The sequence below is a fragment of the Tardiphaga sp. 866_E4_N1_4 genome, assembly GCF_052076075.1.
In the GTDB taxonomy this organism is placed as follows: Bacteria; Pseudomonadota; Alphaproteobacteria; order Rhizobiales; family Xanthobacteraceae; genus Tardiphaga; species Tardiphaga robiniae.
In genome coordinates this window covers 908,072-933,599 of sequence record NZ_CP197242.1, presented here as the reverse complement: position 1 = coordinate 933,599, position 25,528 = coordinate 908,072, and the positions used below count along the sequence as shown (strand labels likewise).

Here is a 25,528-nt window from a genome sequence, read left to right as displayed (position 1 = left end):
CTTGAACCGCCGAAGGGACTGAACACATGACTGAGATGACACCAACCCCAACCGCACCGGCTGCGAAGCCGAAGCCGCGTCCCCGCCCGCAGGTGATGCGCCTGACCGATGCTGCCGCAACGCGGATCCGGGAGCTGACGGAGCGTGCGGATTCCGAGATCATCGGCCTGCGCGTCGGCATCAAGAACGGTGGCTGCGCCGGCCAGTCCTACACCGTCGAATATGCCCACGACATCAAGCCGACCGACGAAATCGTCGAGGACAAGGGCGTCAAGATCCTGGTCGATCCTAAGGCCGTGTTGTTCCTGCTCGGCACCGAGATGGACTACAAGACTGACCGCATGCAGGCCCAGTTTGTGTTCAACAACCCGAACCAGATCTCGGCCTGTGGCTGCGGCGAGTCCGTGCAACTGACGCCGGCGAAGTTCGACGGCTGAGACTGTCATTTCATAAGTAGAACGCTGTCATGCCCGGGCAAAGCGCGAAGCGCGGCTTCGCTAGATGTCCCGGGCATCCATTTTTCTGGGCTTCGGTGAAAGCGAAGGAGGCTGGATGGCCGGGTCAAGCCCGGCCATGACGTAGGGAGACGACGCGGACGGACCGCTTCCGCAATCGCGCGTCGCATCCTACACTTCCCCAATGGACCGCGATTTCCTCAGTGAACTTTTCGCCGGCTTTGGCCCGGTAACGATCCGCCGGATGTTTTCCGGCTTTGGCATTTCCGCCGATGGCATCAACTTCGCGCTGGTGCTGCGCGGCGCGGTCTATCTGCGTGCCGATGAAATCTCGATCCCGCGTTTCGAGAGTGAGGGCTCGCAGTGTTTTCAGTATGAGATGCGCGGCAAGCTGCGGATGATCGGATCCTATTGGCAGCTGCCGGAACGGCTCTATGACGATCCCGATGAAGTCACCGAATGGGCGAGGGTCGCGCATGCCGCAGCGATCCGTGCATCGCTGGCAAAAGCAAGCAAGAAGCGGGCAACGAAGAAAGCGAAGGTCGTGAAGAAGACCGCGGCGAAAAAGAAGGCCACCAAGAAGGCTGCAGTTAAGACGGTCGCCAGCAAGAAAGCCAGTAAAGCCGCAAAGAAGCGTAAATCCTCATCCTGAGGAGCCGTGCGCTTGCGCGGCGTCTCCTTGCGAATGGTGAAGCCAAGTGTGGGGCGTCATGCCACCTGAAACTGCAGCTCCGCAGAATATTCCGGATCGACTTCGCAGATCACGCGGTTGCGGCCGCTGCGCTTCGCGGCATAGAGACAGGCGTCGGCACGGCCGATGAGCGATTCCATATCGTCGCCGATCTGCAGCATCGAGACGCCGACGGAAATCGTGACGCGTCCCAGGATCTCGCCAGTCGATTTTTTCTTCAGCTCCTTTGACATCACGGCGCGGCGGATGTGATCGGCAACGGTGAGTGCCTGACGCAGCGGCGTGTTCGGCAGCACCACGGCGAATTCCTCGCCGCCATAGCGCGCGGTGATATCCTGGCCCTTGATGGTCTGCTTCAATGACTGGCCGACAAGACGCAGCACCTGGTCGCCGGTGAGATGGCCATAATTGTCGTTGAAGGACTTAAAGTGATCGATGTCGAGCATCAGGAGCGACAACGGTTCGCCGCGCTTCACCGCGGTATCGATTGCCGCCATCAGCGCACGGTCGAAATACTTGCGGTTACCGAGTGCGGTGAGGGGATCGGTCAGGCTCTCGGCGCGGATCGCCTCGAGGCTCTGTTGCAGCGTGTAGACCTCGCTCTTCGAGGACAGTAGCCGCTCTTCCAGCGCCTTGTTCGTGTCGTGCACTTCACGGGTAGATTTGACGAGACTCTCGATCACGGCTTTCACCGCAGCAGAATCGTGCGCCCGCGACAAATCCTTGCTGGCACCATCCAGACTGGCATTGAAGTTCGTGGTCATGCCCAGAGCATCGGTGATGAGCGCCATCACGTCGTCGATCTCGCCGATGACGCGGGCGCCGACCTGATCGATGCGATCGGTGGTGCGAATTTGTGAGAGATAAGTGTCGTGGATCAGGTCGAGATCGGCTTCGGTCAGCCGGCCATTGCGTGCCAGCGTCTCATTGATGACTTTGTTGAGCGCCGAATTGTAGCCAGTCGCGTAGACGTACCAGATCTCATAATTGCGCGGAATCGCCGTCTGGCGGAGCGAGCGAATTTGGCCCAGCGCGACTTCGGCAAAGGCCAAAGTCCGCTCTTGTTCGTCCAGGATGCCGGTCACGTTCTGTGCCCTCGTGGACAGCGGGTATACGCGGTCCTCTGAAATGCAAATTCGTTAAAAATATCGCATTCAGATTAGGGGACGAGAGTGAACGGCAAGTAAACGTTCCTGGCGCGATACTACCTATGCGCGTGCCCGGATCGGACGCAACAGAAAGGCCGGCAGGTGCGAATGATCCGCCGGTTCGTTGTCTTCGCGGCGCGAACGTGGCGCTTCGGCGCGGCCGATGGAGGGGGGACGCTGCGCCTGCGGGGCTGCCGCTGCCACGACCGGTGCTGCCAAAGCGGCTTCCGCGGCCTGCGGCTGCGGGCTGCGCTCGCCGCCTTCCGAACGACCACCTTCACGGCGCGGGCCACGCTCACGGCGCGGTTTGCGATCGCGTCCGCCTTCGCGGGGCTGATCGTTGCGGCCGCCGCGCGGCTGTTCGGCATTGGCTTCGCGATTGCCGGTGCGGTTGCGCGACTGGCGCGACGCCTCAGCGGTTTCGCCTTCGACAGGCTCGGAGATCGCTATGGAAGTTTCGACCTTGGGGATCGACTGGCCGATCAGTTTTTCGATTGCCAGCATGGACTTCTGGTCGGACGGGCACACCAGCGAGATCGCGGAGCCGGTGCGGCCGGCGCGGCCGGTACGGCCGATGCGGTGCACGTAGTCGTCGGAATGATGCGGGACGTCGAAATTATAGACGTGGCTGACGGCGGGAATATCGAGACCGCGGGCGGCGACGTCGGAAGCCACCAGGATCGGTAGCTCGCCCTTGCGGAACTGGTCCAGCGCGGCGGTGCGGGCCGACTGCTCCATGTCGCCATGCAGGGCGCCGACACTGAAGCCGTGCTTCTGGAGCGACTTGGCGAGCAACGCGACTTCACGTTTGCGGTTGCAGAAGATGATCGCATTCTTGAGGTCGGTGGCTTCGCGGAGAAGGGCCCGGAGCACTTCGCGCTTCTCGTGCGGCTCGCGACCGACGGCCACTTGCGACTGGGTCACGGTGACGGCGGTGGAGGCGGGCTTGGAGACTTCGATCTTCACCGGATTATGCAGGAAGGTCTCGGTGACGCGGCGGATTTCGGCGGGCATGGTCGCCGTAAAAAAGAGAGTCTGACGGGTGAAGGGTACCAGCTTGCAGATGCGTTCGATGTCGGGGATGAAGCCCATGTCCAGCATGCGGTCGGCTTCATCGATGACCAGCAATTCGACGCCGGTGAGAAGCAGTCCGCCGCGCTCGGTATGGTCGAGCAGGCGACCCGGCGTGGCGATCAACACATCGACGCCGCGGGTGAGTTTGCTGTCCTGATCACCGAACGAGACGCCGCCGATCAGCAGCGCCACGTTGAGCTTCTGGCCGACGCCGTATTTGTCGAACTGCTCTTTGACCTGTGCGGCCAGTTCGCGGGTCGGTTCGAGAATGAGCGTGCGGGGCATGCGGGCGCGGGCTCGGCCCTTTTCCAGCATCGTCATCATCGGGAGAACGAAGGCAGCGGTCTTGCCGGTGCCGGTCTGGGCGATGCCGAGCACGTCTTTGCGCGCCAGCACATGAGGAATCGCTTGTTCCTGAATGGGGGTTGGGGTGGTGTAACCGGTAGCCGCAACGGCGGCGAGAACCTTGTCGGACAAGCCGAGATTGGAGAAGGACATTGAGCCTCTGTATGGGGGCATGATCTGATCCGGTATCCGGATGATCACCGTTCGGAATCACGCCTCAGGTCGAAACCGCCGCTTGGATTCTCGGGAAATACTGCAACGCTTATCCCCGGAGCGGCACGCAAACATGCACGGAGACGCTGGGCGCTGACAGGCGGCTTACTCAAGATATCGCGTTTCGATACCGGGCCGCGTCGAGCCGGAACATAGGCTGGAATCGGCCAAAGTCAATCCGCCACACCCTGGAACATCCCAAAAAGCTTAATGTTTTAGCGGAAAAGGGCCAAAATCGGGATATTGGCGGGGGCTTGGGGCCCCGCCGGACGGCCGCTACGCGACGTCGCGTGTGACGTCGATGCAGCGCTGACCGTTAGTCGACCGGCCTGCGTTCGCGGCCGGGTGGACCGGCAATGGCGATGAGCGCGCCGCTCAGTAACAGCGCGGTCGAGATCACCGTGAACATCGCGATCGGACCGTGGCTGCCGAGCAGCGGCAGCAGCGCGATCGGTACGAGCGCCGATACGACGCGGCCGAGGCCCCATGCGCCAGCGGTGGCCGAGGCGCGAAGATGCGTCGGCAGCAACTCGACAGCGTAGAGGCTAAGCACGGCGCTGTAGACGGCACTGGCGAGGTTGAACACGATGCCGGTGACGATGAGCGGCGTTAGCACCGTGCTGACAGCGAAAGTCAGCCCGGTTGCGATCATCACCACGGCACAGGCGACCAGAGCGAGGCGCCGCGGGATACGATCGACGAAGGCCGATGCCGCCGCGATGCCGATCGATGGACCGAACATCGTAAGTCCCGCGAACAGCAGGGACTCGCTGACATGAAATCCCTTCTGCACCATCACCGCGGCGCTGAGCAGCGGGAAGCCGATGGTGGCCCAGGGTCCGAGTACATAGAGCGCGGCAAGGAGCGCTGTGCGCCGCAGGCTGATCCGATCGCGGGCGAGCGCTCGGAAGCCGCTGGATCTGGTCGCAATAGTTTCGGGAGCGGAGATCGCCGGCGGTGATGGCTGACGCGCGGATGCCTCGAAGCGGCGGCAGGCGGCATCAGCCTCGGCGTCGCGTCCGACCGATGCGAGCCAGCGCGGCGATTCCGGCACCAGGAAGAACAGCAGGGCTGTCAGGGTCGAGCACGCGCTGCCGAAGATCAAAGCCCAGCGCCAGCCCTCGATGCCCCATGGCGCGATGGGCGTCAGCCAGCGGATCATCAGGATGATTGCCGGTGCGCCGAGAAAGGCGAGCGCGCCGCACAGCATCATCAAAAGGCCACGCCGCCGGGGCGGCAGCAGGTCTGACAGATAGGCCGATGTCAAAGGCGGATAGCCGCCGATGGCGAGGCCGGAGATGAAGCGGAAGGCCGTCATGGTTGCCACATCGCGACTGGCGGCGACGGCGAGCGAGCTCAGCGCCAGGACGGCAAGCGCGCTCTGCAGCGCGATCTGGCGGCCATAGCGATCCGCAATCCAGCCGAACACAGGTGCACCAACGGCGCCGCCGGCAAAGACCGATGCCAACAACAGCGAGAGCTCGCCGCGCGAGATGCTGTAGGGCGGCGCGAGGAAGATGCCGGAAAAGGCATTGCTGAGCGCCACTTCGGCGATGTCTGCGAACAGGCCGAAGGCACAGAGCGCGAAGATGCCGAGGTGAAGCGGCGTGACTGGCAGCCCGTCCAGGCGTGCCGCAATAGTTGGCACGGCTGCGCCCGCTGGCGCCCCGTGCGTCCGCACCTGGTCGTTCATCTGACGCCCCGCATCTCATAGCGGCAACGCAATGCGCGTCCTCCGCTGCCCGCGCGGACCATATGTCGATGGAGCTGGATGAGTCGAGAGGAGGGTATGTGGCGGCGAACCGCAGCGTCTCAAATCTGCGTCGGCGTTGCCGCGCAGCCATACAGGATCATCTCGCAGGTCTGGCGATAGCGCGCCGAGAAGTCATTCGCTGCGATCGGAGGGAGTGCCTGATTGACAGCCCGTCCGCCGTCGGCCAGCGCCTGCGCGATCTGCGCGGCCGTAAAACGGCCGGTCAGGATCAGCAGCTTGCTGTAGTGGAAATCGATAATCAGCTTTTCCAGCTCGGCCTGGAAGGCGATTGCGGACTCGATCATGAGATCGCGGCAGCGCCGAAAGGCTTCCGCATTGAGCTCGACGGTATGCGGTGAGAATGTCAGCATCCGACGGGTTTCGCCGTATCTCAGGTCGATGATCGTCGCAAAGATGTCGAGTGCGCTGCCGCCACTTTCCCGGATCTTTTGGCCGGCCTCGAGTGCCTGCGCTATCGCGACTTCATTGCGATGGCCGATCGAGGCACGAAATGCCTCTTCCTTGTTGCTGAAATAGTAATAGAGCGCGCGCTGCGTGAAGCCGCACTCTCTCGCGAGACCGACCATCGACAGGCCGGCATAGCCGTGGTCGAGAAATGCCTTGTTGACCCGAAGCAGCAACTCGTGCCCGGGCGTAATCATCTTCTTTGCCATTGGTCGTCAGGTATCCAGTCGTAGCGGGCTTCGGGCGGGTGATTAAAACTGCCTGAAATCTTACAGTCTAAAAAATCCCATCCTCAAATCGCCAAGCTATGAGGAACGCAAAGTTCCTGAAGCGCGCTTCCTGACGTTGGTTGCCTGTAGCAGGAGCCGGTTTTAGCAATTGCTCCCCGGATTGGCTCCGGACCTGATGAATTGTCACATAGCACATGTCGGGGCAATCATGTCGATGATTGGCCGCGTAACCCTTATCCACAGGACTTCGCGACATGTGGTACCTCATCACCCCTGATCGAGAGCGCACGCCGAGCCGTCCGGAAGTCGACTTATTCCGGCGCGCGTGAGAGGGATACCGCAGGCTGACTATTTGCCGTAAGTGCCTAGCTGCATCCCGAGATTCTGCATCACGAAAGCATTCATGCGCAGATGCACCTCGCTGCCGCTCTGTAGACGGGCATCGACCTCATACGTCGCCGGATCGACCTGGCGGATCCCGATGATCTGGTTGATATCCAGCACTTCCGGGGTGGTCTGTGCAGGCTTGGCGGCCACCGGCGCGCGCTTCGGTTTGGCGGCGGCAACCGGGGGCTTCGGCGCGGTAGCGGGGGCCGCATCCTGCGCGAGTGCCATGGTGGGAAGCAGCAGGGCGGCTGCGAGGACGAGTGATTTCACGAGGATCTCCTGACTCTGATTGGGGCTCGGGCTAGCGGAGATTAAGGCGGAAAATGTGGCAGCGGGGCTGCAACCGGCGGGCAGATGATCTGCCTGAGCAGGCAGGACAAAATGGGTGGTAACGGCTAGACCTCGGTTTGAACCGGCCGCAGTTCTGCCTCGACCAAGGCAGACAATGACGCGGTCGAGCCACACGGATACATGTGCTGGCGGGGCGGGGATAGAACAATGCGACGGCTTTTGATTCTGCTGGCAACGCTGGCAGCGGCGGCACTTTCGACAGCGCCGGCTTTTGCTGCAAAACGCGTGGCGCTGGTCATCGGCAATAACGACTATCGCAATGTGCCGAAGCTGCAGAAGGCCGTGAATGACGCCCGCAGCATAGGGGACGCACTGAAGAATCTCGGCTTCAGTGTCATGGTGGCCGAGAACCAGACCCGGCAGGCTTTCAGTCAGTCGTTGCTCGCTTTCGATTCGACGATTGAAAAAGGCGACACGGCCTTTTTCTTTTTTGCAGGGCACGGCTTCGAGATCGCCGGCCAGAACTTCCTGCTGCCGACGGATGTCCCTGCCGCCACGGAAGGGCAGGAAGAGCTGGTGCGCGACTCAGCGATTCTCGCCGACCGGATTGTAACGCGGCTGCAGATGCGCGGCGCGCGGACGTCGATTCTGGTGTTCGACGCCTGTCGCAACAATCCGTTCGAGCGCGCTGGCACCCGCGCTGTGGCCGGCAGCGGTGGCCTCGCTCCGATGACGACGCTCCCGGAAGGCGTGTTTTCGATCTTCTCGGCCGGGCCGCGGCAGACCGCGCTGGATCGTTTGTCGAACAACGACACCGATCCGAATTCGGTTTTCACGCGCGCCTTCATCAAGGAGCTGCAGGAGCCATCGCTGAACCTCGTGCAGGTCGCGCAGCGCACCCGGCGGACCGTCAGCGAGATGGCAGAGACCGTGAAGCACCGCCAGGTGCCGGTGTATTTCGACCAGATGGTCGATGACGTCTTTCTTAATGGTGTGGCGCTCAAGCAGGCCGATGCGCGGCCGGCCGAACCGCTGCAGCAGGTCGCTGCGCTGCCGCCTGTCAACGTTCCGCAACTGCCGCCGGCCAACGATGCGGTGAACGCACCGATCGCCAGCTTCTCGCGCCACAATGGCGGCTGGACCGTGATGTTCTCGATCGCCGATCCGACGCTGGGTATCTCCTGGCGGATGGGCGAGGGAGGTAATTTCCGCGAGACCGGCTTCATGGACACGCTCGATCCGCGCACGCGCAAGCGAATGCCAAATCCGGCGATCCAGCTCGACGCCGATGCAGTGGCGACGACGATCTATCTGCGTTACGTCGACGCGAACGGCGAGATGCAGGGCCCGTTTCCGATCCGCTTCGATCCTGAGGCGGCGCTGGTTCGCGACCAGCGCAAGATCCTCGATATGACCGCTGGAAGCTGGCTTGCCTTCGGTGGCTACAACACGCCCCTGATGTATTATACGCATCTGATGTCGTATCGCTGTGCCATTCGCGAGGCCCGCGTCGGGATCGATAGCGCCGTGCCGGACAAGCTGCTGAAATTCCCGCCCTGCGACCTGCGCGACCCCATTGCGACGCCGTCGGATGCCGAGACCTACATCAAAATCCCGGCCTCGACGAAGTTCGTGTCGGTCGAATTGACGTTCCGGGACGGCAGCATCTCCGAAACCAAGAGCTTCCGACGTTCGGGAAATCGATGAGCATGATCGACACCGCCCTGCGAACCACGGCATTTCGACTATCGCAAGCTCGCATTCCTTGATCAAGAAATTCGACTCGCCGGAGGAGTAGCGAATGGCTGCAGGCGCGAATGTGAACTCGCTGACCGCGCGCTGCTGCATCGTTGGCGGTGGCCCTGCCGGAATGATGCTCGGCTATCTGCTCGGCCGCGCCGGCGTCGATACGATCGTTATCGAGAAACACGCCGACTTCTTCCGCGATTTCCGCGGCGACACCGTGCATCCATCGACGCTGCAGGTGATGGACGAGCTTGGCCTGATCGACGACTTCCTGAAGATCAAGCACGATCGTATCCAGAAGATGGATGGCTTCTTCGGAACGCATAAGCTGCGCATTGCGGATATCAGCCGCACCAGCGCGAAGTATCCGTTTATCGCCTTCATGCCGCAGTGGGATTTCCTCAATTTCCTGCGCGACAAAGCGCAGCGCTATCCGCATCTCAAGGTGATGATGAACACCGAGGCCACCGATCTCATCTGGTCGGGCGAGCAAGTGGTCGGCGTCAAGGCCATCACGCAGCAGGGCCCGGTCGAGATCCATGCCGATCTGACAGTGGCCTGCGATGGCCGGCATTCGATCGTGCGGCCGGCGGCGAAGCTGGAGATCGAAGACATCGGTGCGCCTATGGACATCTTGTGGTTTCGCGTTGCCAAGGGCGCGGAGACCGAGAGCGTGTTCGCGCGGCTCGAGCCCGGCAAGATGATGGTGACCATCGATCGCGGGGACTACTGGCAATGCGCTTATGTGATCGCCAAGGGGCACTATGAGGAGATCAAGGTGCGTGGCCTTGAGGCTTTCCGTGCCGAAACGTCACGTCTGGCGCCGATCCTGAGCGCGCATATCGAAGAGTTGAATAGCTGGGACGACGTCAAACTACTGACCGTCGCGATCAATCGGCTCAAGCGCTGGACCCGGCCGGGGCTGTTGTGCATCGGCGACGCCGCGCATGCGATGTCCCCGGTTGGCGGCGTCGGTGTGAATATCGCGGTTCAGGACGCCGTCGCGACCGCTAACCTGCTGGCGGCGAAGCTGGCGAAGGGACCGGTGACCGAGGACGACCTCGGCGCGGTGCGTCGCCGCCGCGAATTCCCGATGCGCGTAACACAGGGCATGCAGGTCGTGATGCAAAACAACATCATCAGCCGTGCGCTGGCCAAGGGCGGCGAGCCGCTGACGCCGCCGCTGATCATGCGCCTGGTCAGCGCGTTTCCGCCGCTGCAGGGACTGACCGCGCGCTTCCTGGCCATTGGCGTACGACCGGAGCACGTGCAGTCGCCAGAAGCCTAAGACAGATTATCCCTGCACCGAGAAGCCGCCGTCCACGGGGATTGCCGTTCCGGTGACGAAGTCCGAGGCGCGCGACGACAGGAACACGGCAATGCCCGCGAAATCTCCCGACGCGCCCCAGCGGCCGGCGGGCGTTCGTGCCAGTACTTTGTCATGCAGGCCGTCGATTTCACGGCGCGCATTCTGTGTCAGTTCGGTATCGATCCAGCCCGGCAGAACGGCGTTGCACTGAATATTGTGAGGCGCCCAAGCGACGGCGCAGGAGCGGGTGAACTGGACGATGCCGCCTTTGCTGGCGGCATAGGCTGGCGCGAAAGACGCGCCGAAGATCGACAGCATCGAGCCGATATTGATGATCTTGCCGCCGCCCGCGACCTTCATCGCGGGATGCGCCGCCTGCGAACAGACGAAGGCGCTGGTGAGATTGGTCTTGATCACGCTGTCCCATTCGTCGAGCGCGATCTCGTGCGGCGGCTTGCGGATGTTGATGCCGGCATTGTTGATGAGGATATCGATGCGGCCCAGTTCTTTCAGCACGCGTGCGATCATTCCATCGACAGCGGTCTTGTCGGTCACATCGGCCGCAATCGCGACGGCTTTTGCACCGCTCTCGGTTAGTTCCGCCACAGCGTCCCTGGATTTGGTCTGGTTACGCCCGACCACCGCGATGGTGGCGCCGGCCTGCGCCAGACCCCGCGCCATGCCGAGCCCGATGCCGCCATTGCCGCCGGTGACGATGGCCACTTTGCCGGAGAGATCGAACAGTCCTGCAGTCATGGTGTTGTCCTCATTGCATCAGCCTTGAATTGAAAAGCCGCCATCGACCGTGAGCGCGGCACCGTTGACGAAGTCGGAAGCCCCGCTGGCCAGAAACACGGCTGCGCCCGCAAGATCATCAGGCCTGCCCCAGCGCTGCGCCGGTACACGCCCGAGAATGCGATCGTGCAGTTCGGGTCGGATGTCCTTGGCGCGCTTCGTCAGGTCGGTGTCGATCCAGCCGGGGAGAATGGCGTTGGACTGGATGTTGTCCGCCGCCCAGGCAGTCGCCAGCGCGCGGGTGAATTGCAGGATGCCACCTTTGCTTGATGCGTAGTTCGCCGCGCCGCCGGCGCCGAGCGTGGCCAACACCGAGGCGATATTGATGATCTTGCCGCGGCCTGCGGCTTTCATCGTTGGGTAGACAGCCTGCGCGCAGATGAAAGGCGCGGTCATGTTGACGTCGATGACCTTCTGCCAGTCGGCTAGCGTCATGTCTTCGATTGGCGCGGAGATGCTGATGCCGGCATTGTTGACGAGGATGTCAATGCGGCCGAACGCGTTCAACGTTGCGGACACCATCTGCGCGATCGAGTTCGGGTCGGCAACATCGGTCGTCAATGCGAGTACCGGATGTCCTGACGTCTCCAGTTCGGCTTTTGCTGAAGCGGCATTATCGCGGTTGCGATCGGCGATCACGAGGGCCGCGCCGGCATTCGCCAGCCCATGTGCCATGCCGAGGCCAATTCCGGTGTTGCCGCCGGTGACAATGGCGACCCTGCCGGTGAGATCGAAGAGATTACTGGTCAAAAGATGTCCGCCCCCGCCATGCATTGTGTCCGACGCGTTCTATGGCGCGTCTGGGACGGATCATCGCAAGACTGGCGGGAAGATGGAAGAGGGCGTCAGCGCCGCGCGAGCGCCAATCCCATCAGGCCGACGCCAAGCGCGGCGAGGGCAGCGCCATAATAGGCCCACTGCATCTGGCTGATCATGAAGCTGGACTTTGGCCAGTTCACGAGGCCGGTGCCCTGGCCGATCCAGAGGGTGCCGATCAGGAAAGCGAGAATGCCGAGGGTAAGGAATGGTGCGCGCATGGGATAGATACGATGAATGGAGCCAAAGGTTTCAAGCGCCAGCTGTGGCGGTGACGAACGAACTGTTTGGTTCATCACCGCAGTTTTATTTCGGCAGGGCGATCAGAAGCGCTCGCCAACCATTTCCTCACTCTTGGCCCATAGCGCCTTGGCGCGTTCGGCATCGAGCGCGTAAGCGCGCACGCCTTCGCTGGCCGGATTGATCAGCCCGTCGACGATCTCCGAGACGTGGCAGTTCTCGCAATAGCGGCCGCCGATCTCGTCCGCGCTGGCGACCACGCCGGCCCACACCGAAGTTGCAGCGCCTTGCGGAATGGTCTTCCATTGAAACAGCGGTTTACCCTCGGCAGCGAGCTCGGCATTGATGCCGTCGAGCATGGCATCGATCGTTGCTTCGCCCATATGGCGGCCGAGTTCTGTCTTGATGCCGCCGGGATGCAGCGCGGTGGCGCGCACGCCGCGCGCCCGATGCCGCCGGTCGAACTCGACGGCGAACAGTATGTTGGCGGTCTTCGAGCGGCCATAGCCGATGAACGGCTCGTAAGAGCCCTTGGTGAAGTTGGGATCATCGAGATCAACATCGGCGAAGCGATGGCCGGACGAAGCGAGGTTGACCAGTCGCGCGGTGGGCGACAGCAGTGACGCGATACGGTTGACCAATACGAAGTGACCGAGATGGTTCGTGCCGAACTGAGTCTCGAAGCCGTCCACGGTGAGGCCGAACGGCGGCGCCATCACGCCGGCATTGGCGATCACCAGGTCGAACGGGCGGCCCGCCGCGACCAGCGCATCGGCGCAGGCGCGGACACTGGCCAGCGAGCCGAGATCGAGTGCAATCAGTTCGAGGCCACCGCCACCAGTGGCATCGGCGCGCACTTGCGCGGTCGCCGCTTCCGCCTTGGCGAGGTCACGGGCGGCACCGACCACCTGCGCGCCCCTGGCGGCCAGGCTGCGCGCCGTCTCGACGCCGAGCCCGGCTGAGACGCCGGTGACCAGAATGCGCTTGCCGCGGAGGTCGACGCCAGCGAGCACGTCGTCGGTGGTGGAAGTGGCGCTGAAAGGTCCTGCCATGATAGCTCCTTGTGTTTGGCACGACGCGCCTCCGAGCGGATCGAGCTTTGTCGAACGGCGCTTTGAGGGTATAAATGGAGGCCGTCTCCGTTTAAATACGGAGGCGCCCTCCGTTTATCAAGAGGTGACCCGTAAAATGGCACAGGAGGCCAAGCCGAAGGCCGTTCGCGGACCACGGATCGATGCGCAGCGCAATCGTCAGCGGCTGTTGGAAACGGCAAAAGCGACATTTGCCGAAAAGGGCGAGGCGGCCGGTCTCGAGGAGATCGCGCGGCTCGCGGGTGTCGGAATCGGGACGCTATATCGCCACTTCCCCACCCGCGACGCATTGGTCGAGGCGGTCTATCGCAACGAGACACAGCAGCTTGCCGAGGCCGCTGCGGAACTTGCGACCACACATGCCCCGGTGGAGGCCTTGCGCGCCTGGATGCGAATCTTCGTCGATCACATTGCGACGAAGCAACTGATGGCGGGTGTGCTGGGTTCGATTGTCGGCGGCTGTTCGGACCTCTATGCCGATGCTGGCGCGCAGATCAAAACTGCGATGGCAATGCTGGTCGACCGCGCCGTTGCCAATGGCGACATCCGCCTTGATCTCGATCCGCTCGACATGTTGCGCGCACTGGCCGGCGTGGCCAATGTCAGCGCAGGTCCGAATTGGGAAGCCAGCGCCAAGCGGCTCGTCGATATCCTGATCGCCGGCGTTCGCACGCCAGGCGGCGAGGGGCGATGACTAAATAGGGAATAAAAGATTGCTCCCGGCACGCGCCCGATGATTTCTGAAGCGTGAGCGCGTCCGAGAAACGAGCTTTTAAACGTCTAGCAATTCCTCGTTGGCGAATTCCGCCTTGTCCGAGATGAACGCAAACCGCGCTTCGGCCTTGGTGCCCATCAGGCGCTCAACGGAGTCAGCAGTGCCGTCGCGGTCTTCCGGCAGCAGCTGCACGCGCAGCAAGGTGCGGCGCGCCGGGTCCATGGTGGTTTCCTTCAGCTGCGCCGGCATCATTTCGCCGAGGCCTTTGAAGCGACCGACATCGACCTTGGCATTGGCGTTGAATTCGCTCTTCAGCAACGCGTCCTTGTGCGCATCGTCGCGCGCATAGACCGTCTTGCTGCCATGGGTCAGGCGGTAGAGTGGGGGGACTGCGAGATAGAGATGCCCTTCATCGATCATCTTTGGCATCTGCCGGTAGAAGAAGGTGATCAGCAATGACGCGATGTGGGCGCCGTCGACATCGGCGTCGGTCATGATGATGATGCGTGAATAGCGCAGGTCTTCTTCGCGGTAATGCGCGCCGGTGCCGGCGCCGATCGCCTGCATGAGGTCTGATATCTGCGCGTTGGCCGTCAGCTTTTCCTTGGTCGCCGAGGCGACGTTGAGGATTTTGCCGCGCAGCGGCAGGATGGCCTGGGTCTTGCGGTCACGCGCCTGCTTGGCGCTGCCGCCTGCCGAATCGCCCTCGACGATGAACAGTTCGGAGCCTTCGGTCGCGGTATTGGTGCAGTCGGCGAGCTTGCCGGGCAGGCGCAGCTTCTTCACCGCGGTCTTGCGCGAAGTCTCCTTTTCGGCGCGGCGGCGCAGACGCTCGTCGGCGCGCTCGAGCACGAATTCGAGCAGCTTGTTGGCCTGGACGGGATTGCCGGACAGCCAGTGGTCGAACGGATCCTTGATGGCCTGTTCGACGATCTTTTGGGCTTCGGCGGTCGCGAGACGATCCTTGGTCTGGCCCTGGAATTCCGGCTCGCGCACGAATACCGAGAGCATCACGGCGGCGCCGACCATCACGTCTTCCGAAGTGATGGTGCCGGAGCGCTTGCCCTGGCCGACGCGTTCGGCGTGGTCCTTCAACCCGCGCAGCATGGCGCTGCGCATGCCGGCTTCATGGGTGCCGCCGTCTGGCGTCGGCACGGTGTTGGTATAGGACGACATGAAGCCGTCGGCATCCGCGGTCCAGGCCACAGCCCATTCGCAGGCGCCATGGGCGCCGTTGCGGCCGGATTTGCCGGAGAAGATCTCCGGATGCACCAGCGTATCGGCATGGATCGCCGCGGCGAGATAGTCCTTGAGGCCGCCGGGGAAGTGGAATTCGTCCTCGGCCGGAGTGTCCTCGAGGCCCTTGAGCAGTTCCGGATCGCACTTCCAGCGGATCTTCACGCCGCCAAACAGATAGGCCTTGGAGCGCGCCATCTTGAACAGGCGCTGCGGCTTGAAGGCTGCCTTGGCCCCGAAGATGTCGGTATCCGGCTTGAAGCGCACGCGGGTGCCGCGGCGGTTATGAACCTTGCCGAGATCCTCAAGCTTGCCCTGCGGAATGCCGCGGGCAAACGTCATCTTGTAGAGCTGCTGATTACGCGCGACCTCGACCTCAAGCAGCGAGGAGAGGGCGTTGACCACGGAGACACCGACGCCATGCAAACCGCCCGAGGTCTCGTAGACCTTGGAGTCGAATTTGCCGCCGGCATGCAGCGTGCACATGATGACTTCGAGGGCGGATTTCTTCGGATGTTTCGGATGCGGATCGACCGGGATGCCGCGGCCGTTGTCCGACACCGACAGAAAGCCGTCGGCGGTGAGTTCCACCTCGATGAAGGTCGCATGGCCAGCCAGCGCCTCGTCCATCGAGTTGTCGATCACTTCGGCGAACAGGTGATGCAGCGCCTTTTCATCGGTGCCACCGATATACATGCCCGGGCGACGCCGGACCGGCTCGAGGCCTTCGAGGACCTCGATATCCGCGGCCGTATAGCCGTCTTCGGCATTGGCGGAGCGGGTGGACGCCTTCGGTGCCGCAGCCGATTTTGGCGCGTTGGCGCCACCAAAAAGATCAGCTTTTGCGTTTGATTTCTGTGCCTTGGCCATATGTCTTAAAGTTTTATCTCGGTTGGCGCCGCGGGCGGCGCGGCGAATCGTTGCTGTGACTATGCCACGTTCAGGTTGGCAATGTGGCTGCGACCTCGGGGCTCATGCGGCCGTGCCAGAGCGCTCGGTGCGTAGCACAATCACAACGAAGAGGGCCATGGCCGCGAGCATGATCAGTGAACCGATGATCGGAATGGCCATATAGGCGTGGTTGGCGAGCAGGGTGATGCCGATGCCGACAGGGAACATGATGCCGCCGACGATGTGCAGCGTGCCCTGGACCTTGGCCAGTAGCGAGCGTCCGGCCAGGGGAATCAGGCGGTAATACAACCCGAACAGGAACAGCAGCACGCCGCCGACGAGGTTGAGATGCGCATGCGCGGGGCTCAGCAGGAAGTCCTGGCGTATGCCCATCACGATGCCGGCGACCATGCCGATCAGCAATACCAGCGCACTCACGCACATCATCAGCGATCCGATCATCTTCAGTCCTTTGCGTTCTTGATTTTGACAGCCGGGCGGGAAGTCAGCCCAACGGCGGTACTGAGTTGCCATTGGGTAAGCCGGTCTCTGACCTTGGACGCAGAGGCCTGGAAAAGGTTCAAATTTACCGGTGGGCACCCGCACCGCGGCTATCGGCCCTCAGATGTTGTGACTTGATGTGATCGGTGCCGCCGGATTACCTGTCCCGGGCGTTTGAAGGTTAAAGCGGTTCGCGGCCAATCAGGCCGGGCCAGAGCCGTAAAGGGACACTCTCCATATGGAAGGCTGGATGCACGGGCTGATCGAATTCGTGCGCCAGAACCAGGTCTGGGCGGCGCCGATCGTTCTGTTGCTGGCCTTCGGGGAATCGCTGGCTTTCATCTCCCTGCTGCTGCCGGCCTGGGGCGCGCTGGTGGCCATCGGCGCACTGGTCGGCGCGAGCGGGATCAGCTTTTGGCCGGTGTTGATTGCCGGCGCTCTCGGCGCGGCGCTTGGCGACTGGCTCTCCTATTGGTTCGGCTTCAGATACAAGGACCAGGTGGCGCAGATCTGGCCGCTGTCCAAATTTCCCGACCTGCTTCCGCGCGGCGAAGCCTTCGTCAAGAAATGGGGCGTGCCCAGTATCTATATCGGCCGCTTCTTCGGCCCGTTGCGGGCCTCAGTGCCGCTGGCCGCCGGCATTTTCGAAATGCCCTATTGGCGCTTTCAGGTCGCCAACTTCACCTCGGCCTTTATCTGGGCGGGCGTCCTGCTGCTGTTCGGCGACGGCCTGTCGATGACCGTGGAATGGCTCTGGAAGCTGAAGTAGTCCGGCGGGGAATAACCGCCGTGTCCGGGTGTTGAACGGGCTGACATGTCGCGGTGTCTGAATGCCGCGATATCTCGCAGAAGTCATCGAACGCTGGTAGATAGTTCCGCCAGCCCCCGCCTGTCACTGCTTCACCCCGGAGAACATCATGGACTTGTCACGCCGCCACGCCCTTGCCGGAGCCGCCGCGCTCGCCGCATCTCCATTGCTCACCGCAGGCTCTGCCAAGGCGTCTGCTCCACCCGCCGACAAGCAGGCGCCGAGCTTCTACCGCTACAAGGTCGGCGATGCGCAGGTGAATGCAATCTCCGACGGCGCAAGCACTTTTCCGCTGGCCGACACCTTCGTGCTCAACGCCAAGAAGGATGAGGTCAACGCCGCGCTCGACAAGGCCTTCCTGCCGAAGGACAAGATGACCATCCACTTTGCGCCGCTGGTCATCAACACTGGCGGCAAGCTGGTGGTGATCGATACGGGCAACGGCCCCGGAGCCCTCGCTGCGACCAAGGGCAATGTCGGCCAGTTCGCCAACAACATGGCCGCCGCCGGCATCGACGCCAAGAACGTCGATATGGTCATCATCTCGCATTTCCACGGCGATCACGTGAACGGGCTTCTGGCTGCCGATGGCACGCCGGCTTTTCCGAATGCCGAAGTCCTCGTCCCGGCCGCTGAGTGGAAGTACTGGAACGACGATGGCGAGATGGCCAAGGCCGCCAATGACCGCATGAAGGGTCTGTTCGCCAGCAACCGCAAGCTCTTCAACGATGGGCTGAAGAAGAAGGTCACGCCCTATGAATGGGGCAAGGACGTCGCGCCAGGCCTGCTCGCCGTAGAGTCGGTCGGCCATACGCCTGGCCACACCTCGTTCGTGCTGTCGTCCGGCAGCGACAAGCTGTTCATTCAGTCCGACGTCACCAACCATCCGTCGCTGTTCGTCACCAATCCCGGCTGGCATCTGATGTTCGACCAGGACCCGGCGCAGGCGGAAACCACGCGCCGCAAGGTCTATGACATGCTGGTGGCCGAGAAGATGCGTGTGCAGGGCTTCCACTACCCATTCCCGGCCAACGGTTTCGTCGAGAAGGATGGCAACGGTTATCGGTTGGTGCCGGCCCCATGGAGCCCGGTGATCTAAACGAAGCCTGGCAAATTTCCCGGCCTGCGCTGCAGTGCAGGCCGGCTGGCCTCGTAAACACCCATCGCCTCCGTCGGTGCGTCGTGCCAGTCTCTGCGCCGGAGTCGCGCCAACAGCGACCATGCAAAGCAAGGGGAGAAGACTTCATGGATCTGTCACGACGACACGCGCTGGCGGGTGCCGCCGCGCTCGCAGCGACGCCACTGCTTTCATCGGCCCCGGCAAAGGCATCCGCACCGCCGGCCGATAAGCAGGCGCCGAGTTTCTATCGCTACAAGGTCGGCGATATCCAGGTGAACGCCATTTCCGATGGTGCGGCGACGTTTCCCCTGGCCGATACCTATATTTCCAACGCCAAACGCGATGATATCAATGCCGTGCTCGCCAGGGCATTTCTGCCGAAAGATCAGATCACCAACTTCTATGCGCCGTTGGTGATCAACACCGGTGGCAAGCTGGTGGTGATCGACACCGGCAACGGGCCGGGCGCCTATGCCAGTAGCAAGGGCAATGTCGGTCAGTTCATTACCAACATGACGGCGGCAGGGATCGATCCAAAGATGATCGACATGGTCGTGATCTCGCACTTCCATGGCGATCATGTGAACGGCCTGCTGACGGCGGACGGCGTGCTGGCGTTTCCCAATGCCGAAGTGCTGGTGCCGGCAGTAGAGTGGAAGTTCTGGATGGACGACGGCGAGATGAGCCGTGCCACCGGCGATCGCATGACCGGTCTGTTCAAGAACAATCGGCGGGTGTTCGAGGCCGGGTTGAAGAAGAAGGTTACGCCCTATGAATGGGGCAAGGACGTCGCGCCCGGGCTGCTGGCTGTCGCCTCGATCGGGCACACGCCGGGCCACACGTCCTATGTGCTGTCGTCCGGATCGGACAAGGTCTTCATCCAGTCGGACGTCACCAACCTTCCGGCGCTATTCGCAGCCAATCCCGGCTGGCACGTGAATTTCGACCAGGATCCGGTGCAGGCCGAAGCCACCCGCCGCAAGGTCTATGACATGCTGGTCGCCGACAGGATGCGGGTGCAAGGCTTCCACTATCCATTCCCGGCCAACGGTTTCGTCGAGAAGGATGGCAACGGCTACCGCGTCGTGCCGGCGCCGTGGAGCCCGGTTCTCTGAGGTCTGCGCTCTGGTGATCTTGACGGATCGCGGGCGCGGCCCTATGACCGCGCCCATGATCAACCTTGCGACCAGCATCATCGCCCGCCGCCGCCGCATTCTCGCGGCAGGTGGAGATATGCGCGCATAAGCGTTTCGATCTCTCACTGCCGCCGGATATGGTCCGCGGCAGTCTTTCTCCCAAACAGCAGCGCGACCCATCCGGCGGCCTTCACTCAGGAAGGAGCCCGTCATGTATACGCCGCCCAAATTTCAGACCGACCGGACGGACGCACTTGCGTTTGCGGACGCGCGCGGCTTCGGCACGGTCTGCGCCTTCGATGGCAGGAAGCCGATCGCCTCCGCGGTGCCTTTCTGCCTCGACTACGGCGATGACGGCACGCCGCGTCTGGCCTTTCACCTTGCGCGACAAAATCCGCTGCTCAAGCTTGCAGACGGCGTGACGCCATGGGCCATGGCCATCCTGGGCGCTGATGCCTATGTGTCGGCCGACTGGTACGTATCGCCCGATCAGGTGCCGACCTGGCTCTATCAGGCGGTCCATCTCACCGGACCGGTGCGCATCCTGTCGGGTGGTGAACTGGGCCCGCATCTTGACGCGCTGAGCGCAAGGTTCGAAACACGGCTGGCGCCGAAGAAGCCCTGGACCTCCGATAAGATGGCGGCGGGGCGGCTTGAGGCGATGAAGAAGGCGATCGTCGGTGTGGTGATGACAGTGGACGAGGTGGAGGGTAGCTCCAAGCTCAACCAGCACAAGTCAGATGCCGATCATCTGGCTGTCATGAGCGCACTGGCGCTGCGGCCGGAGCCTGCCGCGTTCGAGATTTCAAATGCGATGCGCAAATTGCGGCCGCATTTGTTTGCGGAAGAGACGACACAATTGACTGCTATGGCTGAGGCCGAAGGATTTATGGGATGAGCACGAAGAAGAAAATCGGCATTCTCGGCGCGTCCGGTTACACCGGAGCCGAACTGGTGCGGCTGCTGCTGCGCCATCCCAAGGTCGAGCTCGTGCTGCTGACGGCCGACCGGCGCGCCGGGCAGGCGATGGGCGATGTGTTCCCGCAATTCGCGCCCTATGAACTGCCGACGCTCGTAAGCATCGACTCCGTCGACTGGACGACCATTGGCCTCGATCTGGTGTTCTGCGCGCTGCCGCATGCGACCACGCAGAAGGTGCTGCAGGATTTGCTGGCCAAGGCGCCGGAGACCAAGGTGGTGGATCTGTCGGCCGACTTCCGGCTCGAGGACGCAGCCGCCTATGCGAAGTGGTATGGCCATGAACATCATGCGCTAGAGCTGCAGAAGGAGGCCGTCTACGGCCTCGTCGAGCTCTATCGGCGCGACATCAAGAAGGCGCGGCTGATTGCCAATCCCGGCTGCTACACGTCGTGTGCGATCCTGCCGCTGGTGCCGCTGTTGAAGGCGCGCGCCATCGAGACCGACGAGATCGTCATCGATGCAAAGTCCGGCATGACGGGCGCAGGGCGTTCCGCCAAGGAAGAGATGCTGTTCTCCGAAGTGTCCGAAGGCTTCAACGCCTATGGCGTCGGCCATCACCGGCACATGGCGGAGCTCGATCAGGAGTTCTCCAAGGCTGCCGGCAAGGAGGTTGTTGTCAGCTTCACGCCGCATCTCTTGCCGCAGAACCGCGGCATTCTCTCGACCATTTATGTGCGTGGCCGGCGCGGCAAGACGGCGCAGGATCTCCACGAGGTGCTGGTGAAGCAGTACGAGAAGGAGCCCTTTGTGCACATCCTGCCATTCGGCAAGACGCCGCATTCGCGACATGTGCGCGGCTCCAACATGACCTTCATCGGCGTTGCCGCTGACCGTATCCCGGGCCGCGCGATCATCGTCTCGACCCTCGACAACCTGACCAAGGGCGCATCGGGGCAGGCGGTGCAGAACATGAATCTGGTGCTTGGTTTCGTCGAGACGCTCGGCATCGATCAGCCGGCGATGTTCCCGTAGAGCGCGCGCATACACCTTGGCCCGCATTACAGGCCGGGCGACGACAGCGAGAGACAACAGAAAAGGCCCGAATTTGCGTTCGGGCCTTTTTTCTATGCTCTTGTCACTTCGCCGATCCTGGCTTTTGTGCGCGCTCCTTGAACAGCTCACTCAGTGTCTGCGCCGCCTCAATGGCGCGCGGGAAACCGGCATGGACCGTCGTCAGATAGACGATCTCCTTCAGCTCTTCCTCTTTCACGCCAGCGTTGAGCGCGTAGTCCGCATGGATCTTCATGAACGGCCGATGTCCCAGCGCCGCGAAAGCGGCGACGGCTGCCAGCTGTCGCGTGCGCGCGTCGAGAACCGGCCGTGCCCAGACGTCGCCGAGTGCGTAACCCGTGATAGCATCGGCGAGAAAGGGAAACTCGGCGCGCAGGCCTTCGAGGGTCGGCTGGCTGCTGCCGGCATTGAGCGATCGAACAACCTTGTCGCCGCGTCGCAGGCGTTCTTCCGTCGTCTCCGCGCAAAGACTTGCTGCAGATGCCAGCATGCAGAATGCCGCAACGAAAGCGGTCGTTCGATATGACATGATCGCTTCTCCCTGTTTTTCTCGCCGCGCGAATGTTGCGACAGCGGACAAGCATTGGGGCATGTGGCGCGCTCGGCGTTAGACCGATCCTGCCGATCTCTTGTCCAATCCTCTAAGGCGGCGAAAGGACGCAGGGGCGAAACAAAACGGCCCGAACTTGCGTTCGGGCCGTTCATATTTGATCTGAAGTCAGACGCTTACGCGGCAGCCGACTTGGCGGTTGGGACTTCCGAGATGGTCTTCAGGATCTGCGAAGCGATCTGGTAGGGGTCGCCCTGGGAGTTCGGACGACGGTCTTCCAGATAGCCCTTGTACTCGTTCTTGACGAAGGAGTGCGGGACGCGGATCGAGGCGCCGCGGTCCGCGATGCCATAGCTGAACTTGTTCCACGGAGCGGTCTCGTGCTTGCCGGTCAGACGCTTGTCGTTGTCCGGGCCGTAGACGTTGATGTGGTCCATCAGGTTCTTGTCGAACTGGGCCATCAAAGCTTCGAAGTAAGCCTTGCCGCCGACCGTACGCATGTATTCGGTCGAGAAGTTGGCGTGCATGCCCGAGCCGTTCCAGTCGGTATCGCCGAGCGGCTTGCAGTGGAATTCAATGTCGATGCCATACTTTTCCGTCAGACGGAGCAGCAGGTAGCGCGCGATCCACATTTCGTCAGCGGCCTTCTTGGAGCCCTTGCCGAAGATCTGGAATTCCCACTGGCCCTTCGCCACTTCGGCGTTGATGCCTTCGTGGTTGATGCCGGCTTCGAGGCAGAGGTCGAGATGTTCTTCGACGATCTCGCGGGCAATTGAGCCGACGTTCTTGAAGCCGACGCCGGTGTAGTAGGGGCCCTGCGGCGCGGGATAGCCATCCTCGGGGAAACCGAGCGGACGGCCATTCTCGTAGAAGAAGTATTCCTGTTCGAAACCGAACCAGGCGCCGGCATCGTCGAGAATGGTGGCGCGCTTGTTGGTCGAGTGCGGGGTGACGCCGTCCGGCATCATGACTTCGCACATCACCAGGGCGCCGTTCTCACGGGCCGCATCCGGATAGATCGCAACCGGCTTCAGCACGCAATCGGAGCTGTGGCCTTCGGCCTGCATGGTCGACGAACCGTCGAAGCCCCACAGCGGGAGCTGTTCGAGGGTCGGGAAATCTTCGAATTCCTTGATCTGCGTCTTGCCACGCAGGTTCGGAACCGGCGTGTAACCGTCGAGCCAAATATACTCGAGCTTATACTTTGTCATGCGGGTCTCTCATGAGTTGGCGATGCGTAGGGCGTGAGCCCTGAGCTTGCCGGCGGGCGGACGCAAAATCCGCCCCCAGCGGCGCTGCATATAAAGCACGTAGTATGCCAACTTGTCGCGGTGCAACGCTTTTGTGACGAAAAGTGCGGCGCGTCCCCAGTGAGGCTGTCATTCGCTGTCTGGAGAGCGCATCGGAGGCCGGGAATCGGTCCGGATTTGTGGATTTTTCAGAGGAATTCAGCCGCGCGCGAAAATGTTGACTGCCCAATTCCCTTGCAGGCTATTTTTGATCGGAACTTTTCTGCCTTTCAGACGCTCAAATGAGAGGTCAGGCGCTGCATAGGCGGCTTCAAAACCTGCGCGCCCAAAGCGCATGTCGATTGAGTGCGCATATTGTAGCCATTTGGATGCTTCTTACGAGGCAGTCGGCACAAAAGAAGGGCGCCTCTGTTACAATGATGATCCGAAAGGAAAAAACAGATCAGAGGAAGGAAGAGAAGCGATGCCGACGTCTCAAACGCATCACCCCCATACCGCTAAAATCTACCAATTCCCGGTTGGTGGCCGTGGATCGGTCGGCCCGCGGGGACGGCTCAGCAAGCCGCTGGACCTGCGTGCCTCGACCGTAAAAACCGTGGCCGACTATGACAGCTGGTACCACGAGGCTGCCATCCAGGAAGCCAACCGGACCTACGAACATTGACGGTGCCTGGTCGACAGCAAGGTTCACCGCCCCAGGCGCGGTTTATCGACGACGATCAAGGGCTGAAACAGCGATGTTTCAGCCCTTTTTCATGACCGGAGACCGGGTTGGCGTCAGACGCCGAAGATCGACCAGCCGAGCCGCTTCGTGAGCGCTTCGAGCGCAATGCGGCCGAGATGCGAATTGCCGTGCTTGTCGAGACCCGGCGCCCAGACTGCGATCGAGGCCTTTCCGGGGGCGACTGCGATAATGCCGCCGCCGACACCGCTTTTGCCGGGCAGGCCGACGCGATAGGCGAACTCACCCGAACCGTCATAATGGCCGCACATCAGCATCAGCGCGTTGATACGACGCGCGCGCTCCGACGACACCACCGAGAGTCCGGTCGACGGATTGCGGCCCGAATAAGCGAGGTAGCGCGTCGCCATGGCCAACTGCCGACACGACATCGCGATCGCGCAGTGGTGGAAATAGACGCCAAGCGTGAAGTCGACGGGGTTTTCGACCACGCCAAACGACTTCATGTAATTGGCGAGCGCGGTGTTGCGAAAGCCGGTGCGTTTCTCGGACGCGGCGACCGTCTCATCGATCACGATGGAGCTGTCGCCGGACAGAAACTGCATGAAACGCAGGATTTCGCCGATCGCCTCGCGCGGCTGATGGCCGGACAGGATGACATCGGTGACGGCGATGGCGCCGGCATTGATGAAGGGGTTGCGCGGCACGCCGCGCTCGCGTTCGAGCTGGACGATGGAGTTGAACGGATTGCCCGAGGGCTCGCGGCCGACATGTTTCCAGAGCCGGTCGCCGACCATGCCGAGCGCCAGCGTCAGCGTGAAGACTTTCGAGATGCTCTGGATCGAGAACGGCACATCGGCATCGCCGCCAGCCGCGACCTGGCCATCGGCATCGATGACCACAAGGCCGAACTGGTTGGGATCGACACCCGCCAGTTCCGGAATATAGCTCGCGACGTCGCCGCGGTCCGTTCGCTGCGCCATCTCGTCGGCAATTTCCTTGACGACGAGATCGAGACTTGGGGCAGCGTGGTTCATTGCAGATCAATCTGGCGAGAAGAAGCGTTAGTACGGAATCCGCAGGATCGCGATGGCGAGGACCGCCTGGGCGATGAAGCCGATCACGAAGGCCAGCGTGCGGAAAATCGGCAGGCCGAGTGTGTAGACGATCAGATGCACCACGCGCGACCAAAAATAGACCGCGCAGGCCAGAACAGTGGTCGGGGTCGAAACGTCCGCAGCATTCAGGATCAGCACCAGCGGCGCGAAGATGATGAGATTCTCGACGGCATTGTCATGGGCGAACATCATCCGGTTGGCCCATTCGGCCTGCGGCCTGTCGGTGCGCGTCGGGTTGGCCATGACGCCGGTGACACCGCGGACCATGATGCGGTTCAGCATATAAGGCACCCAGAGCAGGCCTGTGAGAATCACGGTCAGCGTCAGCCAGAACAATTCGCGCGTCATCCGGGTATCCTTTCAGTCGAAATTCCCGCGGAAAACGCGGAGATGGTCATGCAAAACATACGCGCCGCAAGCGGATGCGACGCGTCCTAGCTGAAATCATAGACGTTTGCTGTGACGACGCCAAGCAAGCGC

26 protein-coding genes are annotated in these 25,528 nt (G+C 62.1%); 11 read left to right on the top strand and 15 right to left on the bottom strand.

What is annotated here, in order from left to right:
- The first annotated feature begins 35 nt into the window (after positions 1–35).
- A complete protein-coding gene (locus tag AB8B20_RS04780) occupies positions 36–437 on the top strand; it encodes a HesB/IscA family protein (RefSeq protein WP_439073023.1) in 402 nt (133 codons plus the stop codon).
- A gap of 202 nt (positions 438–639) precedes the next feature.
- On the top strand, positions 640–1,107 hold the full coding sequence (locus AB8B20_RS04775; protein WP_175368911.1) for a TfoX/Sxy family protein: 468 nt from the start codon (positions 640–642) through the stop codon (positions 1,105–1,107).
- A 56-nt stretch (positions 1,108–1,163) separates the two neighbouring features.
- Here AB8B20_RS04775 and AB8B20_RS04770 read toward each other — a convergent pair whose 3' ends face one another.
- The 5 genes from AB8B20_RS04770 to AB8B20_RS04750 form a co-directional block, all read right to left on the bottom strand.
- Positions 1,164–2,231, bottom strand: a complete 1,068-nt coding sequence (locus AB8B20_RS04770) for a GGDEF domain-containing protein (protein ID WP_315842317.1) — start codon at positions 2,229–2,231, stop codon at positions 1,164–1,166.
- A gap of 123 nt (positions 2,232–2,354) precedes the next feature.
- Entirely contained in the window at positions 2,355–3,866 is a 1,512-nt protein-coding gene (locus AB8B20_RS04765; protein WP_089264148.1) for a DEAD/DEAH box helicase, read from the bottom strand.
- Between the two features lie 376 nt (positions 3,867–4,242).
- Complete coding sequence (locus AB8B20_RS04760) at positions 4,243–5,619, bottom strand: MFS transporter (protein ID WP_439058492.1); 1,377 nt, start codon at positions 5,617–5,619, stop codon at positions 4,243–4,245.
- A gap of 119 nt (positions 5,620–5,738) precedes the next feature.
- Positions 5,739–6,353: a TetR/AcrR family transcriptional regulator gene (locus AB8B20_RS04755; RefSeq protein WP_089264150.1), complete on the bottom strand. Its 615-nt coding sequence runs from the start codon at positions 6,351–6,353 to the stop codon at positions 5,739–5,741.
- Between the two features lie 369 nt (positions 6,354–6,722).
- Positions 6,723–7,031, bottom strand: a complete 309-nt coding sequence (locus AB8B20_RS04750) for a hypothetical protein (RefSeq protein ID WP_089264151.1) — start codon at positions 7,029–7,031, stop codon at positions 6,723–6,725.
- Positions 7,032–7,259: 228 nt separating this feature from the next.
- On the opposite strand from AB8B20_RS04750, the gene AB8B20_RS04745 reads away from it, so the two are divergent.
- Both AB8B20_RS04745 and AB8B20_RS04740 read left to right on the top strand, forming a co-directional pair.
- Positions 7,260–8,759 (top strand): caspase family protein, encoded by a 1,500-nt coding sequence (locus AB8B20_RS04745; protein ID WP_439071813.1) that lies wholly within the window; start codon positions 7,260–7,262, stop codon positions 8,757–8,759.
- A 94-nt stretch (positions 8,760–8,853) separates the two neighbouring features.
- Positions 8,854–10,086, top strand: a complete 1,233-nt coding sequence (locus AB8B20_RS04740) for an FAD-dependent oxidoreductase (RefSeq protein ID WP_439071812.1) — start codon at positions 8,854–8,856, stop codon at positions 10,084–10,086.
- Between the two features lie 6 nt (positions 10,087–10,092).
- Here AB8B20_RS04740 and AB8B20_RS04735 read toward each other — a convergent pair whose 3' ends face one another.
- From AB8B20_RS04735 to AB8B20_RS04720, 4 genes are all read right to left on the bottom strand, one after another.
- On the bottom strand, positions 10,093–10,863 hold the full coding sequence (locus tag AB8B20_RS04735) for an SDR family NAD(P)-dependent oxidoreductase (protein ID WP_439071811.1): 771 nt from the start codon (positions 10,861–10,863) through the stop codon (positions 10,093–10,095).
- A gap of 18 nt (positions 10,864–10,881) precedes the next feature.
- On the bottom strand, positions 10,882–11,652 hold the full coding sequence (locus AB8B20_RS04730) for a glucose 1-dehydrogenase (RefSeq protein WP_120289438.1): 771 nt from the start codon (positions 11,650–11,652) through the stop codon (positions 10,882–10,884).
- A gap of 95 nt (positions 11,653–11,747) precedes the next feature.
- Positions 11,748–11,939: a hypothetical protein gene (locus AB8B20_RS04725; RefSeq protein WP_120289440.1), complete on the bottom strand. Its 192-nt coding sequence runs from the start codon at positions 11,937–11,939 to the stop codon at positions 11,748–11,750.
- A 102-nt stretch (positions 11,940–12,041) separates the two neighbouring features.
- Positions 12,042–13,010, bottom strand: coding sequence for an SDR family NAD(P)-dependent oxidoreductase (locus AB8B20_RS04720; RefSeq protein ID WP_439071810.1), 969 nt, complete (start codon positions 13,008–13,010; stop codon positions 12,042–12,044).
- Positions 13,011–13,146: 136 nt separating this feature from the next.
- Here AB8B20_RS04720 and AB8B20_RS04715 point away from each other — a divergent pair, with 136 nt between their 5' ends.
- Entirely contained in the window at positions 13,147–13,743 is a 597-nt protein-coding gene (locus AB8B20_RS04715; RefSeq protein WP_439071809.1) for a TetR/AcrR family transcriptional regulator, read from the top strand.
- Between the two features lie 78 nt (positions 13,744–13,821).
- On the opposite strand, the gene parE is transcribed toward AB8B20_RS04715, so the two are convergent.
- Positions 13,822–15,870: a DNA topoisomerase IV subunit B gene (parE, locus tag AB8B20_RS04710; RefSeq protein WP_309946110.1), complete on the bottom strand. Its 2,049-nt coding sequence runs from the start codon at positions 15,868–15,870 to the stop codon at positions 13,822–13,824.
- Positions 15,871–15,972: 102 nt separating this feature from the next.
- A complete protein-coding gene (locus AB8B20_RS04705) occupies positions 15,973–16,353 on the bottom strand; it encodes a hypothetical protein (RefSeq protein ID WP_093758435.1) in 381 nt (126 codons plus the stop codon).
- 277 nt (positions 16,354–16,630) lie between these two features.
- Between AB8B20_RS04705 and AB8B20_RS04700 the strand changes: the two genes are divergently transcribed.
- The 5 genes from AB8B20_RS04700 to argC all read left to right on the top strand — a co-directional run bounded on the left by AB8B20_RS04700 (position 16,631) and on the right by argC (position 21,409).
- The gene (locus tag AB8B20_RS04700) at positions 16,631–17,161 is read left to right on the top strand and encodes a DedA family protein (RefSeq protein ID WP_120289448.1); all 531 of its coding nucleotides are present in this window, start codon (positions 16,631–16,633) and stop codon (positions 17,159–17,161) included.
- Between the two features lie 148 nt (positions 17,162–17,309).
- Positions 17,310–18,299, top strand: a complete 990-nt coding sequence (locus AB8B20_RS04695; protein ID WP_439071808.1) for an MBL fold metallo-hydrolase — start codon at positions 17,310–17,312, stop codon at positions 18,297–18,299.
- 146 nt (positions 18,300–18,445) lie between these two features.
- Complete coding sequence (locus tag AB8B20_RS04690; protein WP_115028867.1) at positions 18,446–19,435, top strand: MBL fold metallo-hydrolase; 990 nt, start codon at positions 18,446–18,448, stop codon at positions 19,433–19,435.
- 232 nt (positions 19,436–19,667) lie between these two features.
- Positions 19,668–20,354, top strand: coding sequence for an FMN-binding negative transcriptional regulator (locus AB8B20_RS04685; RefSeq protein WP_439071807.1), 687 nt, complete (start codon positions 19,668–19,670; stop codon positions 20,352–20,354).
- The gene (gene argC / locus AB8B20_RS04680; protein ID WP_120289454.1) at positions 20,351–21,409 is read left to right on the top strand and encodes an N-acetyl-gamma-glutamyl-phosphate reductase; all 1,059 of its coding nucleotides are present in this window, start codon (positions 20,351–20,353) and stop codon (positions 21,407–21,409) included. The genes AB8B20_RS04685 and argC overlap by 4 nt, the downstream gene beginning before the upstream one ends.
- Before the next feature lie 103 nt (positions 21,410–21,512).
- On the opposite strand, the gene AB8B20_RS04675 is transcribed toward argC, so the two are convergent.
- Both AB8B20_RS04675 and AB8B20_RS04670 read right to left on the bottom strand, forming a co-directional pair.
- Positions 21,513–21,977 carry a carboxymuconolactone decarboxylase family protein gene (locus AB8B20_RS04675; RefSeq protein ID WP_439071806.1) on the bottom strand — a complete coding sequence of 155 codons (465 nt, stop codon included), beginning with the start codon at positions 21,975–21,977 and terminating at the stop codon, positions 21,513–21,515.
- A gap of 197 nt (positions 21,978–22,174) precedes the next feature.
- Positions 22,175–23,209, bottom strand: coding sequence for a glutamine synthetase beta-grasp domain-containing protein (locus AB8B20_RS04670; RefSeq protein ID WP_089264165.1), 1,035 nt, complete (start codon positions 23,207–23,209; stop codon positions 22,175–22,177).
- A 502-nt stretch (positions 23,210–23,711) separates the two neighbouring features.
- Between AB8B20_RS04670 and AB8B20_RS04665 the strand changes: the two genes are divergently transcribed.
- Complete coding sequence (locus AB8B20_RS04665; RefSeq protein ID WP_093758441.1) at positions 23,712–23,912, top strand: DUF2735 domain-containing protein; 201 nt, start codon at positions 23,712–23,714, stop codon at positions 23,910–23,912.
- A 113-nt stretch (positions 23,913–24,025) separates the two neighbouring features.
- Here the strand turns inward: AB8B20_RS04665 and AB8B20_RS04660 are convergent, their stop codons facing one another.
- Entirely contained in the window at positions 24,026–24,967 is a 942-nt protein-coding gene (locus AB8B20_RS04660) for a glutaminase (RefSeq protein WP_089264167.1), read from the bottom strand.
- A 27-nt stretch (positions 24,968–24,994) separates the two neighbouring features.
- A complete protein-coding gene (locus AB8B20_RS04655; protein ID WP_439071805.1) occupies positions 24,995–25,396 on the bottom strand; it encodes an MAPEG family protein in 402 nt (133 codons plus the stop codon).
- Positions 25,397–25,528: the final 132 nt, after the last annotated feature.